Source organism: Archangium minus, from assembly GCF_044360475.1.
GTDB classification, from domain to species: domain Bacteria; phylum Myxococcota; class Myxococcia; order Myxococcales; family Myxococcaceae; genus Archangium; species Archangium minus.
This window is the reverse complement of the sequence record NZ_CP043494.1, coordinates 3,324,401-3,336,944: the sequence shown is the minus strand read 5'-3', so window position 1 is coordinate 3,336,944 and position 12,544 is coordinate 3,324,401. Positions and strand designations below refer to the sequence as shown.

13 protein-coding genes are annotated in these 12,544 nt (G+C 68.9%); 3 read left to right on the top strand and 10 right to left on the bottom strand.

Features of this window, described 5'->3' with window-relative positions:
- Positions 1-103 precede the first annotated feature (103 nt).
- From F0U60_RS13675 to F0U60_RS13630, 10 genes are all read right to left on the bottom strand, one after another.
- Positions 104-382 carry a hypothetical protein gene (locus tag F0U60_RS13675; RefSeq protein WP_395819081.1) on the bottom strand — a complete coding sequence of 93 codons (279 nt, stop codon included), beginning with the start codon at positions 380-382 and terminating at the stop codon, positions 104-106.
- 312 nt (positions 383-694) lie between these two features.
- Entirely contained in the window at positions 695-1,165 is a 471-nt protein-coding gene (locus F0U60_RS13670) for a hypothetical protein (RefSeq protein WP_395819078.1), read from the bottom strand.
- A 92-nt stretch (positions 1,166-1,257) separates the two neighbouring features.
- Entirely contained in the window at positions 1,258-2,067 is an 810-nt protein-coding gene (locus F0U60_RS13665; RefSeq protein ID WP_395819076.1) for a hypothetical protein, read from the bottom strand.
- 40 nt (positions 2,068-2,107) lie between these two features.
- On the bottom strand, positions 2,108-3,295 hold the full coding sequence (locus F0U60_RS13660; protein WP_395819073.1) for an ABC transporter substrate-binding protein: 1,188 nt from the start codon (positions 3,293-3,295) through the stop codon (positions 2,108-2,110).
- A 28-nt stretch (positions 3,296-3,323) separates the two neighbouring features.
- Positions 3,324-4,058, bottom strand: a complete 735-nt coding sequence (locus F0U60_RS13655; RefSeq protein ID WP_395819071.1) for a PspA/IM30 family protein — start codon at positions 4,056-4,058, stop codon at positions 3,324-3,326.
- Positions 4,059-4,244: 186 nt separating this feature from the next.
- Positions 4,245-5,573, bottom strand: coding sequence for a 5'-deoxyadenosine deaminase (locus tag F0U60_RS13650; RefSeq protein ID WP_395819069.1), 1,329 nt, complete (start codon positions 5,571-5,573; stop codon positions 4,245-4,247).
- 108 nt (positions 5,574-5,681) lie between these two features.
- Complete coding sequence (locus tag F0U60_RS13645) at positions 5,682-6,086, bottom strand: cytidine deaminase (RefSeq protein WP_395819066.1); 405 nt, start codon at positions 6,084-6,086, stop codon at positions 5,682-5,684.
- A complete protein-coding gene (locus F0U60_RS13640; RefSeq protein ID WP_395819063.1) occupies positions 6,083-6,463 on the bottom strand; it encodes a PilZ domain-containing protein in 381 nt (126 codons plus the stop codon). The genes F0U60_RS13645 and F0U60_RS13640 overlap by 4 nt, the downstream gene beginning before the upstream one ends.
- Positions 6,460-7,308, bottom strand: coding sequence for a purine-nucleoside phosphorylase (locus F0U60_RS13635; protein ID WP_395819060.1), 849 nt, complete (start codon positions 7,306-7,308; stop codon positions 6,460-6,462). Before F0U60_RS13635 ends, F0U60_RS13640 begins: the two co-directional genes overlap by 4 nt.
- A 100-nt stretch (positions 7,309-7,408) precedes the next feature.
- Positions 7,409-8,713 carry a thymidine phosphorylase gene (locus tag F0U60_RS13630; protein WP_395825236.1) on the bottom strand — a complete coding sequence of 435 codons (1,305 nt, stop codon included), beginning with the start codon at positions 8,711-8,713 and terminating at the stop codon, positions 7,409-7,411.
- 142 nt (positions 8,714-8,855) lie between these two features.
- On the opposite strand from F0U60_RS13630, the gene F0U60_RS13625 reads away from it, so the two are divergent.
- Genes F0U60_RS13625 through F0U60_RS13615 form a run of 3 tightly spaced genes read left to right on the top strand, consistent with a single transcriptional unit; the run spans position 8,856 to position 12,373 of the window.
- Positions 8,856-10,319: an ABC transporter ATP-binding protein gene (locus F0U60_RS13625; protein ID WP_395825234.1), complete on the top strand. Its 1,464-nt coding sequence runs from the start codon at positions 8,856-8,858 to the stop codon at positions 10,317-10,319.
- Positions 10,312-11,451: an ABC transporter permease gene (locus F0U60_RS13620; RefSeq protein ID WP_395819057.1), complete on the top strand. Its 1,140-nt coding sequence runs from the start codon at positions 10,312-10,314 to the stop codon at positions 11,449-11,451. Before F0U60_RS13625 ends, F0U60_RS13620 begins: the two co-directional genes overlap by 8 nt.
- On the top strand, positions 11,444-12,373 hold the full coding sequence (locus F0U60_RS13615) for an ABC transporter permease (RefSeq protein ID WP_395819055.1): 930 nt from the start codon (positions 11,444-11,446) through the stop codon (positions 12,371-12,373). The genes F0U60_RS13620 and F0U60_RS13615 overlap by 8 nt, the downstream gene beginning before the upstream one ends.
- The last annotated feature ends 171 nt before the right edge of the window (positions 12,374-12,544 follow it).

Sequence of the window (12,544 nt, the reverse complement as noted above, 5' to 3'; positions counted from 1 at the left end):
CTTCCTGCGGGGAGCCCCTGAAAGGCCGTTCGGGGGCCGACCTTGCCCCTCCCCGAACAGTGCTGGGAGAGCGGGTGCTTGACCCACGACCCGGCGGGTCTCCTCACCAGATGTTGTCGGAGAAGAGGCAGTGGAGGAGCTTCACCTTGCCGAAGCCGGTGTTGCCCACCTGGAGGTCCGGCACGGGGGTGAAGAGCACATCATTGGGCAAACGGACCGACCCGAAAGACTCACGAACGAGCGCATCGAGCTTCGCCTCGAGCGGCTGGAGCTCGGGAGGAAGTGGAGGGAACCATGCCTCGGAGGCCGACCGCTCATCATCCAGATCCACCTCTTGAGAGGCATGAAGGAAATGCACCGGAGCCAGGATGCTTACGAACACCACGATGCACTTCCTCTCACGCTGAGACTTCTGAGTGCCGGGCAGATAGACCCGAACATGGCGGCTCGGGTCGTAAGGGAGCCCAGGCAATTCCCATTGTACGCATTCAGGGAGCTGCTCGCGCACACGCTGCCGGAAGTTCTTCCAAACCGAGTCAGCCATCTCTGCTGCCTGACGCACTGCCACCCATCGTTTGTATTCCTCGCTCTGTCGATGTCTCGGATCATCTCCGTGAATGCCCGACGGGAAGTAGCGATGCACGAGCTTGATGAGAGCCTCGGAGGAAAAACGCTCATCCATGCTGTCTACCCCTCAATCTTCAGGGAAGGATTTCGGCTCGATTCCCTGCCTGACGAACTTCGTCACCGTGGCGCCGTTGATGGACTCCACCAATAACCTCAACATCTCGTTCCGAAACTGCTGGCAGGCAAGTGCCGACACGGTCTCGGCTCCACGCAACACCATCTGAGCAGCTGCATCAGCGGCTGCTGACGCCCTCCTCTGCGCGACCACGTTCGAAATCGTACGTCTCGAATTGATGACGGGCACTCCGACTTCGACATCGCACCAAGCCTGCAAGGGCCTGCTCCGAGACACTCGAGACAACAGAATGTTCACCTGGGCGATCTTCCATCCGCCGGGTTCAGGTCCCTGCTCAGACACGAAATCGTGGAAATCGAACGCCGACGGCGGGATGTGCCCACCCGACACGGTGGCGCACGCATCCAGCAACAGAATCATCGCTCCCAGCAGGAGCAGGTGCACCCAGAGTCCTCGTTTCATGGTCCTCCCCCAAGCCATGGGCCCTCGGGAGTCATGAAACAGGGAGCACTTCGGACCCGCAACGGCTCACGCCATCCGCTGTCGGGAATCCCTCAGCGCACCCGCGTCCCGTGCGGCAGCGGACCCGAGGTCTCCTCGGTGAACTCGAGGAAGCGCTCCATGTCGCGCACTGTCTCGTCCGTGGCGTGGGCCTCGGCGCTGAGCGCCTCGAGTTGCCGATTGACGCTCTCCGGATCCCGGATCGCAATGGACTGCTCGTGCGTCAGCCGCATCAGATCCTCGATGCTCGCCAGCTGGTGGCTCACTACCTCGCGGCTCTCGCTCGCCTGCTCGAAGCGCGACAGCCGCCGCTTTAGAATCTCCAGCCGCTTCTCCTTCACTTCCTTGAGCCGCGGATTCGACTCCTGCGCCACCTCTGCATCCAGCGTGCGCACCTCCTTCTCCAGCGACTGCCGCTCCGCCGAGTTGAGGTACGTGCGGTACTGGTTCAGCGTGGAAATGAGCCGCAGGAATGAGGTGAGCAACGCGTCCAGTCGCTGCTCGCTGCTGGCCGCCAGCACCCGGCCTCCGGGCAGCTTCGCGTAGTTGGCCAGAATCTTTTCCTTCAGCCCCACGAGCTGCTGGTAGTGCTCGCGCTGCGAGGCGGCCAGCTCCGCCAACAGCGTGTCCACCTGCTGCCGCGCGGCCTCCGTGTCCTGCGCGTCCGGCGAGCGCGAGCGCACCGCGCGCTGGAATCGCTTCGAGGAGGACACCACCCCCAGGTACAGCCCCTCCACCCCGAGCGCCACCAGCGCCGGCAGCGGTTCTCCGGTAAGCGCCGCGGAGGCCCCCGCGGTCAACAGCCCCACCAGGTTGGCGGGCATCATGAAGGCGGCCTTCAGGAAGTTGGGTGTGCGGGCCACGGAAGTCCTCGCCAGGGAGGCGCCTCGCGGTTCAGAGGGCTCAGGGCCCTCGCGCCTCCGACACGTATTTCAGCGCGCCGAGGTCGCGGGTGTCCTCGGCTGGCGGAGCCACCGCCGTGCGCCTGATCTTCTGGTAGAGCGCCGAGGCGCTCTGGAAGAGCTCGTCATAGGTGACGGGCGCCTCGCCGGAAAGCCCGAAGAAGGCCCGATTGTCCGCCAGTGTCGCCGGGGGCGCGCTGCGGATGGCCTCGGTGGGGTCTCCCAGGTACGGCGCCACCTCGCCCAACAGCCGCGCCGCGGGCCCTGGATCCTTCTGGACGCTGGCGCCGGCATCCAACAGCCCACGGATGACCCGGCGGACCGCATCCGGGTAGCGCGCGGCATAGTCACCCCGAGCCACCAGCACCGTGGCCACCAGGTGCGGCGCATCCGCCGTGGTGGCCAGCACCGAGCCCCCTCGGTCCCGAGCGGCCAGCTCCACGTCACCCCACAGCCCCGCCACCGCGTCCGCCCTGCCCTCGCGCAGCGCCCGGCCCGCGTCCAACGTGGAGGGCAGGTCCACCCACCGCACGTCCGTCATGCGCAGGCCCGCGCGCGACAGCACCCACAGAGAGAAGTAGTACGAGGCGCCCGAGGTATACACGCCCAGCCGCTTGCCGCGCAGCGAAGCCAGGTCCGCCACGCCCACCGCCGCCAGCGCCTCCTGCCCGCGGCTGCGCCCCACCAGCATCACCGTGCGTGGCGCCGCATCCCGCAGCGACGGCAGCCAGGCCGCCAGCCGATCCACCGAGATGGCCGCCATGTCCACCCCCCCATGCTCCGCCCCCACTGCCAACGCCTGCCGCAACTCCTCATCCGTGGCGAAGACGACAGCGCGCGCGTCCATGGCATAGGCCGTCTTCAGCACGCCCTGCGCCGCCCCCGGAGGCGCCTCAAGCTTGTCCAGCGTCGAGACCCCTCCGGTGGCCAGGAGCAGCGCCGCCGCCGAGCCGCGCGCGGTGAAGCCAATCAGCGTGGGCCGCAGCGGCACCGAGGCCAGGTCCGCCACCGGGGCCGCCACGCCCGCGGGGAAGTCTCCCGGCGACAGGCGCACGGCCTCCTTCGCCGCCGGGAAGAAGCGCGCCTGGAGGCGATTCAGGTAGCCCTGCTTCGAGGCCACCAGGTACGCCGCCCCCAGGAGACACAACGCCAGGAACGGATAGAGGCCAGGTCCGCGTCTCACTGCCATTCGAGCGGCCTCCTCCGTCCCCGCGGCACTACTTGATCTCCACCTTCTTGCCGATGGTCTTCTCCGGACCCGCGCCCACCTCGGACACCGGCGCGGGGCTCTCCAGACCCATCTCCATCTTCATCTGCTTCACCAGGTCCATGGCCTGCAGACGCTCGGCGTCCTCTTCAATCTGCACGGCCTGGTGGTCCACCGACTCGAGCGCCATCTGCATGCGCGCCTCGTTGACGGCGGCCTTCTCCTGGACCTTGCGCAGCATCTCGTCGTGCGTGGCGTCGATGCCGGCCACCTGGAAGGACTCCATGGCGTCGGCCACCTTGGACTGCCACTGCGCGCGGCGCGCATCGCGGATGGCGTTCATCGCCTCCTGCGTCTTGCGATCCTTCTCGCGCATGAAGGCCTTCTTCAGATTCATGGCCTTCTCGTACGCCTGCTTCGCGGTGGCCAGCTGCATCTCGTTGCGCTCGAGCGCCGCCTTCTCCGTCTGCAGCTTGGTGGCGTACTGCGCCGCCAGGTCGTCACGCCCCGCCTGGATGGCCGCCTTCACCTTGGCCGTCAGGTCGCGGATGTCCTGCTGGTACTTGGCGTTCTCCTTCTCCAGGAGCGTCAGGTTCGCCCGCACCATGGCGATGGACTCGTTCATCTTCGGAACCTGATCGTTCAGGTCACGGATGTTCTGCTCGAGGATGAGCTCCGGATCCTCGATGGAGGAGACGAAGAAGCCGAAGAAGCTGCGCATTGCCCTTTTGAAGCGTGGCCACATGGCGGGTATCTACCTCCTCCAATTCAAATCGCAGTGGGGACCTTACACCAACCCACCGTATTCCACGTATGACGAATACCCCCAGGTCTACGCTCGCTCAACGGCGGTGATTGCCAACCGACTCCCCGGAAGCCGCTGGTCCGCTCAGAGTGCGAGCAACCCCTACCCGTGAGACGCCCCGGGGACTCAGCGGACCCGGCTGGCGATGCGCGAGGCCTGCTGGCGGGCGCTTGAGGCCACGGAGGCCGCGTCCAGGGTGATGAGGGTGCGGTCCTTGAGGACGGGTTTGCCGTCGATGAGCACGTGCACCACGTCCGAGGCGCGGGCGGAATAAACGAGCGGGGAGTACACGTCCCGGGGGTCGAACGGGGTGGAGTGCAGGCCGGAGAGGTCCACCACGGTGACGTCCGCGCGCTTGCCCTCCTCCAGCGAGCCCAGCTCGGCTTCCAGGCCGAGCGCCCGGGCTCCGCCGAGCGTGGCCATCTCCAGCACGCGCTCGGGGGGCATGCCCCGGGGGCCCACCCGCGGCTTGTGCAGCAGCGCCGCGAGCCGCATCTCCATGAACATGTCCAGGTTGTTGTTGCAGGGAGCGCCGTCCGCGCCGAGGCAGACGGACACGCCCGCGTCGAGCAGCTCGGGCACCGGGGCGATGCCCGAGGCCAGCTTGAGGTTGGAGCCGGGGCAGTGACACACCACCGTGCGCGTGTCCCGCAGCAGCCGCTGCTCCTCCTCCTCCAGCCATACACAGTGAGCCAACGTCACGTGCGGGCCGGTGAAGCCCACGTCGTGGAAGTAGGCCACGTTGCCCTTGCCGGTGCGCTCGCGCACCACGTCGCACTCGGTGCGGTTCTCGCTGGCGTGGGTGTGGATGCGCACGCCCTTCTCCCGAGCCAGGCGCCCGACCTCTCGCATCAACTTGTCCGTACAGGAGAGGACGAAGCGCGGCGCGAAGGCATAGCGCAGCCGGCCCCCATGCGTACCGTGCCAGCGCTCGAGGAGGGCGAGGCTCTCCGCCAGGGAGGCCTCCGTGGACTCGTGCAAGTGGGCGGGCACGTCGGGCGCGTCCATCATCGCCTTGCCGCCGGTGAGCCGGAAGCCGCAGTCCCGAGCAGACTCGAAGACGGCGTCGTAGTGGCGCACCGTGCCCATGTCGAGCGCCGCCGTGGCCCCCGAGCGGATGAGCTCCGCGAAGGTGAGGTCCGCCGAGGCCCGCATGGAGTCCGCGTCGTGCGCGGCCTCGAAGGGCCAGATGCGCTCGCGCAGCCAGTCCAGCAGCTCCAGCCCGTCCGCTCGGTTACGGAAGAGCGTCTGGCAGGCGTGCAGGTGGCCATGAATGAACCCGGGCAACACCACCTTGCCGGCCACGTCCAGCACGCGCAGACCCGCGCCTCGCGTGCGGATGTTCCGCCCCACCCGGGCAATGCGCCCATCCTGAATGAGGACATCGGCATCCGCGAGCACCTCGCGCTCGCGGTTCATGGTCACGACGGTGCCGTTGGTGAGGAGAAGATCCACGGTCCAACGGGTCTTACCACGGTTTGAGCACCAACTCGCGGACCGTTCGCAACCTGACGGAGAGTACTGAACCCTGAGTAGCGCTGGGGCGGGGAGAGGGCTCGACGCTCAGAGGAAGTCGCGGGTGAAGGCGTGCGGCAGGAGCTCCCCGAGGGAGTAGCGCGCCTCGTTGCCCCGGAGGTTGCGGCTGCGCACCGGCAGCTCCTTCGGGGCGAACTCCAGCATCACCTGCCGGCACATGCCACACGGCGGGCACGGGGTGGGCGTGTCCACCACGATGGCCACGGCCACCGGCCGGCCATGCCCCTGCGCCACCCCGGCCGCCAGCGCGTTGCGCTCGGCACACGCGGACAACCCGTAGGAGGAATTCTCCACGTTGCAGCCCGTCACCACCGCGCCGTCCTCGTACAGCACCGCCGCGCCCACCGGAAAGCGCGAGTACGGCGCATGCGCGCGCTCCCGCACCTTTGTCGCCGCCTCGAACAACTGCTCCCAGGGAATGTTCGCGCTCATGCTCCGCCTCGTGCCTTGGACTCCGCCAGCTCGATTTCGTCGATGTAACGAGCAATACGCAGCTCTGCCTCTTCCGACAGCTCCAGGAAGCGCACGTGCGCGGACGAGCCGCGCGAGCCGTGCCCCACGTGGAGGACCTCGCCTCGCACCTGGAGTTCCTCGTCGGAGCCGGGTAGCGAGAAGCGCGCCTCCACCTTCGTGCCCACCGGCATGGCCCAGCCGAACCAGGCGAAGCCTCCCAGTGAGATGTTGCCCTCCCGGGACTCGAACGCGTCCGAGGTGCCCGCCCGCCTCACGTGGATGCGCATCGACACGCGCGGGGATTCACGCCGGTCATCCACCGGCCGCTGGTTCTGTTCCTTGGACTGCTCGCTCATAGGCCTTTGCTCGCTCCAGCGAGGGACACTGTGGGCAGGAATTCCTCGAGGAGCCGGGTGAAGAGGTCCTTCACCCGGTTCGCCGTCTCCGCCACCTCTTCGTGTGACAAGGGCTTCCCACCGATACCCGCCGCCAGGTTGGTGATGCAGCTCACGCCCGCCACGCGCACGCCCATGTGGTTGGCGGCGATGACCTCGGGCACGGTGCTCATCCCTACCGCGTCGGCGCCCAGGATGCGCAGCATGCGAATCTCCGCCGGCGTCTCGTAGGACGGGCCAGCGAGGATGGCGTAGACGCCCTGCTTGAGCGCCACGCCCACACGGCGCCCCGAGTCGAGCAGCTGTGCCTGGAGGTCAGCCGGATAGGCGGTCGTCATGTCCGGAAAGCGCGGCCCCAGGCGCTCGTCGTTGGGCCCGTTCAGCGGGTTGTACCCCGAGAGGTTGAGATGGTCGGTGATGACCATCAGGTCGCCCGGCTGGAAGTCCAGGTTCACGCCCCCCGCGGCGTTGGTCACCACCAGGGTGTGAATGCCGAGCGCGCACAGCACCCGCGCGGGGAAGGCCACCTGCGTCGGGGTATGCCCCTCGTAGACGTGCACGCGGCCCTGCATGGCCACCACCGGCTCGCCTCGCACACGGCCCAGCACGAGCCGGCCCGCATGGCCCGGTACCGACGAGTGGGGAAAGTGCGGGAGGTCCGCGTAGGGGATGACGACCTTGTCCTCGAAGCCGTCGGCGAAGCCGCCCAACCCGCTGCCGAGGATGATGCCCACCTTGGGCGAGACGCTCCCTGCCCGGTGCCGGATGGCCCGTACCGTCTCCTGCACCTGTTCGTAGAGCCCCATCGTAGGCGCATCATACCCACCTGCGCGCCCTCCGCACGGACTCACGAGGGCGGGTGTGGCGCAGGTAACCCCCCGACACTTCCTGTTGCCTGCCGAGCAACTACTCCAGCCGCTCCACCACCAATGGCCGGGGCGCGGGAGCCTGGGCTCCGAAGCGGTACGCCGCGAGCAACCGCGCCTTCACCTCCTCCACGGGGGCAGGGTCATTGTAGTGCACCCGAACCACCGGCTCGCCCGCCTTCACGGGCTCGCCCACCTTGCGCAGCAGGGTGAAGCCCACGGCCGGGTCGATCCGGCTGTCCACCCGCTGACGCCCGGCTCCCAGCGCCACCGCCGCCAGGCCCACCGCCTCCGTCTCGATACCCGTGACGAAGCCGTCCTGGGGCGCCACCACGTCCACGGTGGAGCGCGCCTGTGGCAGCAGCGCGTAATCATCGATGGCGCGCGGGTCTCCGCCCTGCGCCTGGACGATCTCCTTCAACTTGCGCACCGCGCTCCCGTCCGCGACGGACGCCTCCAACTTCTGACGCGCCTCGGCAATGGAGCTCGCCTTGCCACCCAGCACCAGCATCTCCGCCGTGAGGGCCAGCGTCACCTCGGTGTAGTCCGCAGGGGCCCGGCCGCGCAGCATCTCCACGGCCTCCACCACCTCCAGCGCATTGCCCACCGCGCGGCCCAGCGGCTGATCCATGTCCGTGAGGAGCGCCGTCACCTTGCGGCCCATCTCCGCGCCAATGCCAATCATCGTCCGGGCCAGCGTGCGCGCGTCCTCCACCTTCTTCATGAAGGCGCCGCTGCCCACCTTCACGTCCAACACCAGCGCGTCGATGCCCTCCGCCAGCTTCTTGCTCATGATGGAGCTGGCGATGAGCGGGATGCAGTCCACCGTGGCCGTCACGTCCCGCAGCGCGTAGAGCTTCTTGTCCGCGGGCGCCACCGACGCCGTCTGCCCAATGAGGCAGCACCCCACCTCGCGCACCAGCCGGCGGTACTCGCTCACCGGCAGGTCCACCTTGAAGCCGGGGATGGACTCCAGCTTGTCCAACGTTCCGCCGGTGTGTCCCAGCCCTCGGCCGGAGATCATCGGCACCGGCACGCCACAGGCCGCCGCCAGGGGCGCCAGACTCAGCGAGACCTTGTCCCCCACCCCACCCGTGGAGTGCTTGTCCACCTTCACACCGGGTGTGTCCGACAAATCCAACACCTCGCCGGACTCGAGCATCGCCCGCGTCCAGGCGCCCAGTTCCACCGAGTCCAGCCCTCGGAAGAAGACCGCCATGCACAGGGCGGACATCTGATAGTCCGGCACCACACCCGAGGTGTATGCCTCGATGAACGCCCGGATGTCCTCGGGCACCAGTCGCTTCCCATCCCGCTTGGCCTTGATGAGCTCGTAGGGTCTCACGCGGACAGGCCATACCAGGAAGGTGGGCGGGCATGCCATCGATAGCCGTGGCCCTCCTTCCATCTGATGATAAAGGTGGACTGTCTTGATCTCCCTCCGGAACATCCACAAGCGCTTCGGCGCCGTGACCGCCCTGGACGACGTGTCGCTGGACATCGGTACCGGGGAGGTGCTCGCCCTCGTGGGCGAGAACGGCGCCGGTAAATCCACCCTGATGAACGTCCTCTACGGGCTCTACCGGGCCGACTCGGGCTCCGTGCTCGTGAAGGGCCAGCCGGTGCGCCTGCGCAGCCCGAGGGACGCCATCGAGCGGGGCATCGGCATGGTGCACCAGCACTTCATGCTCGTTCCCACCCTGACGGTGGCGGAAAACGTGGTGCTCGGCCGCGAGCCCTCACGCTGGGGCCGGATGGATCTGAACCGCGCGTGCGAGGAGGTGGCTGCCACCTGCGAGCGCTTCGGCTTCAAGCTGGATCCACGCGCCCGGGTGGACACCCTCACCGTGGGCTCGCAGCAGAAGGTGGAGATCGTCAAGGCGCTCCACCGGGGCGCCCAGGTGCTCATCCTCGACGAGCCCACCGCCGTGCTCACCCCCCAGGAGGCGGACGAGCTCTTCCGGGTGGCGCGAGGGCTGGCGGCCGGTGGGCGCACGGTCGTCTTCATCAGCCACAAGCTGCGCGAGGTGCTCAGCGTGGCCGAGCGCGTGGCCGTGATGCGCCGCGGCAAACTGGTGGCCGAGGTGCGCGCCGCCCACACCAACCCCGAGGAGCTGGCCAGGCTGATGGTGGGCGAGTCGCGCATCCCCCAGGCCGAGGCCCAGGCGTACCACCCTCCCGCGGGCGAGAAGCTGCTGGAGGCCAAGGACCTCCGGGCTCGAGGAGCCGACGGGCGGCCGGCCTTGCGTGGGGTGTCCCTGGAGGTGCACGCGGGGGAGATCGTCGGCATCGCCGGAGTGGACGGCAACGGCCAGCGCGAGCTCGCCGAGGTGCTCACCGGCCTGCGCCCGCTCGACGGAGGCGGAGGAACCCTGCTGGGCAAGCCGCTCACGGGGCTGACGCCCGCCGAGTCGAGGGAGCGGGGCGTGGGACACGTGCCCGAGGACCGGCTGTGGCGCGCGGTGGTGAAGGCCATGACGGTGGAGGAGAACGTGGCCCTGGGTCGGCAGGCCCAGCCGCCCTTCGCCCGGGGACTCCAGGTGGATTTCGCGGGCCGGCGCGAGCGCACCCAGGCGCTGCTGAAGGCCTATGACGTGCGGCCGCCGGATCCCCAAGTGCCGCTGCAGGCCCTCTCCGGAGGCAACCAGCAGAAGGTGGTGGTGGCGCGAGAGCTGGACGCGTCGCCCAAGCTGCTGGTGGTGGTCCAGCCCACGCGCGGCCTGGACATCGGCGCGGTGGCGCAGGTGCAGGCGAAGTTGCGCGAGGCCCGTGACCAGGGTGCCGGCGTCCTGCTCGTCTCGTTGGACCTGGAGGAGGTCCTGGCCCTGTCCGATCGCATCTACGTCTTCTTCGAGGGACGCATCACCGGCTCCTTCTCCCGGCCCGAGTTCGATGAACGGATGATTGGCGGCCGGATGCTCGGCACCGGCCAGGAGGTGGCCAATGGGTGAGCGGATGCGCGCGGTGCTCCCCTCCATCCTCTCCGTGTTCCTGGCGCTGGCGGTGTGTTGGGTGTTCATCGCCCTCACGCGCGATCCGGAAACGGCCACCGAGGCCTACCTGCAGATGCTCCGCGGGGGCCTGGGCGACTGGCCGATGTTCCTCGACGGTGGCCGCGTCACCCTGCTCACCCGTCCCATCGGCGAGGCCGCCATCAAGGCCGCCCTGCTGCTGCTCACCGGGCTGTCGGTGGCGGTGGCCTTCAAGGTGGGCCTCTTCAACATCGGCGCCCAGGGGCAGATGTTGGTGGGGGCGCTCGCGGCGGCGGTGGTGGGCGCGCAAGTGCAGTTGCCCGCCGTGCTGCACATCCCGGCGGCGCTGCTCGCGGCGTGCCTGGCCGGAGGCCTGTGGGCGCTCATCGCCGCGGCCCTCAAGCTCGCGCGAGGCGTCCACGAGGTCATCTCCACCATCATGCTCAACTGGGTGGCGGTGAGCCTGGTGGACAACTGGTTGGCGGTGGGTCCGCTTCGGGCAGGGGCCGGCACCGGCCTGTCCACCACGGGCACCGCGGAGATCGCCACCAGCGCGCACCTGCCCCGGCTGTTCGGGGAGATGTCCCGCCTGCACCTCGGCTTCCCGCTGGCGCTGGCCGTGGCGCTGGCCATCTGGGTGTGGCTCGCGCGGCTGCGCTCGGGCTTCGAGACGCGCGCGGTGGGCCTGGGCTCCGAGGCGGCGCGAGCCGCAGGAATTCCCGTGGTGCGGCGTACCGCCGAGGCCATGGGCCTGGCTGGAGCGCTCGCGGGCCTGGCCGGCGCGGTGCTCGTGCTGGGCACCGAGTTCAAGTACCCGGGCTCGCTGGGCGCTCCCTACGGCTTCGACGGCATCGCCATCTCGCTCATCGGCGGCAACCACCCGCTGGGCGTGACGCTGTCCGCGCTCTTCTTCGGGGCGCTGCGCGCGGGCGGCACGCGCATGCAGTTGCTGGGTGTGCACAAGAGCTACCCCGAGCTCATCCAAGGCCTGGCCCTGCTCTTCGTGGCGGGCCGGCTGGTGTGGCTCGCCCTGCTGCGCCGACGGAAGGTGGAGACACCCCTGGCACCCACCAAGCAGCCCGAGCCGAGCCCGGAGGTGCCCCGTGTTTGAAATCCTGGAAGCCCTCCTGTCCTCCACGCTCGAGTACTTCCCCGCCCTGCTCTTCGCCACGCTGGGGGCCACCCTCTGCGAGCGCTCCGGCGTGGTGAACGTGGGCATCGAGGGGATGATGCGCGCGGGCGCCTTCTGCGCCGCCGTGGCGTCGATCTCCCTCCCCACCCCCGTGGGCGTGATGGTGGGCATGCTCGCCGGCGCTGCCATGGCCGCCGTGCACGGCTACCTCTGCATCCGCTGGCGCTCGGACCAGGTGGTGTCAGGCATGGCCCTCAACCTCGTGGCGCTCGCCGGTGGCACCTACCTCCTCGAGGCCCTCTACGGGCCCAACGGCACGCCCCCCATCCAGCAGCTCACCCGCTGGCACCTGCCCGGCCTCTCCGAGGTGCCCCTGCTGCGCGCCTTCTCCGGGCACTCGGCCCTCACGTTCATGGCCCTGGTGCTGCCCTTCGCCTTCCACTGGATGCTGTACCGCACGCCCCTGGGGCTGCGGCTGCGCGCCGTGGGCGACAAGCCCCACGCCGTGGCCACCCTGGGCCTGTCCGTGATGGGGTTGCGCTGGCTCGCCGTGGTGGGCGGCGGGCTGCTGGCGGGGCTCGGCGGGGCCACCCTGTCCACCGCCGTGTTGGATCGCTTCGAACAGCACACCCCGGCCGGCCTCGGCTTCATGGCCCTGGCCGCCATGGTGTTTGGCCGCTGGACCCCCCTGGGGGGCTTCCTCGCCGCGCTCTTCTTCGCCGCCGGCAGTGCCCTGCGCATCGGCCTGGCCTCCAGCGCACCCGGACTGCTGGAGGTGGTGCCCCAGGGTTTCCTCATGGCCCTGCCCTACCTCCTGACACTGGCGCTGCTCGCCTTCCAAGGTCAGCGAACCAACGCCCCCGCCGCCCTCGGCACCCCCTACGAGCAGGAGTCCCGCTGACCTGAGTGTGCCCTCGGGCACACTTCTCCGGTTCTCCCCTCATCTGGGACGTACGACCCCGGTTTCACTCCGAGCCGGGCACGAGACTTCTTTACCGTATGGGTCTCGAAACACCCGGGTCATTTCTGACGGGGATTCATTCCTGACCCACCTATTCTCATGTAATCCCAG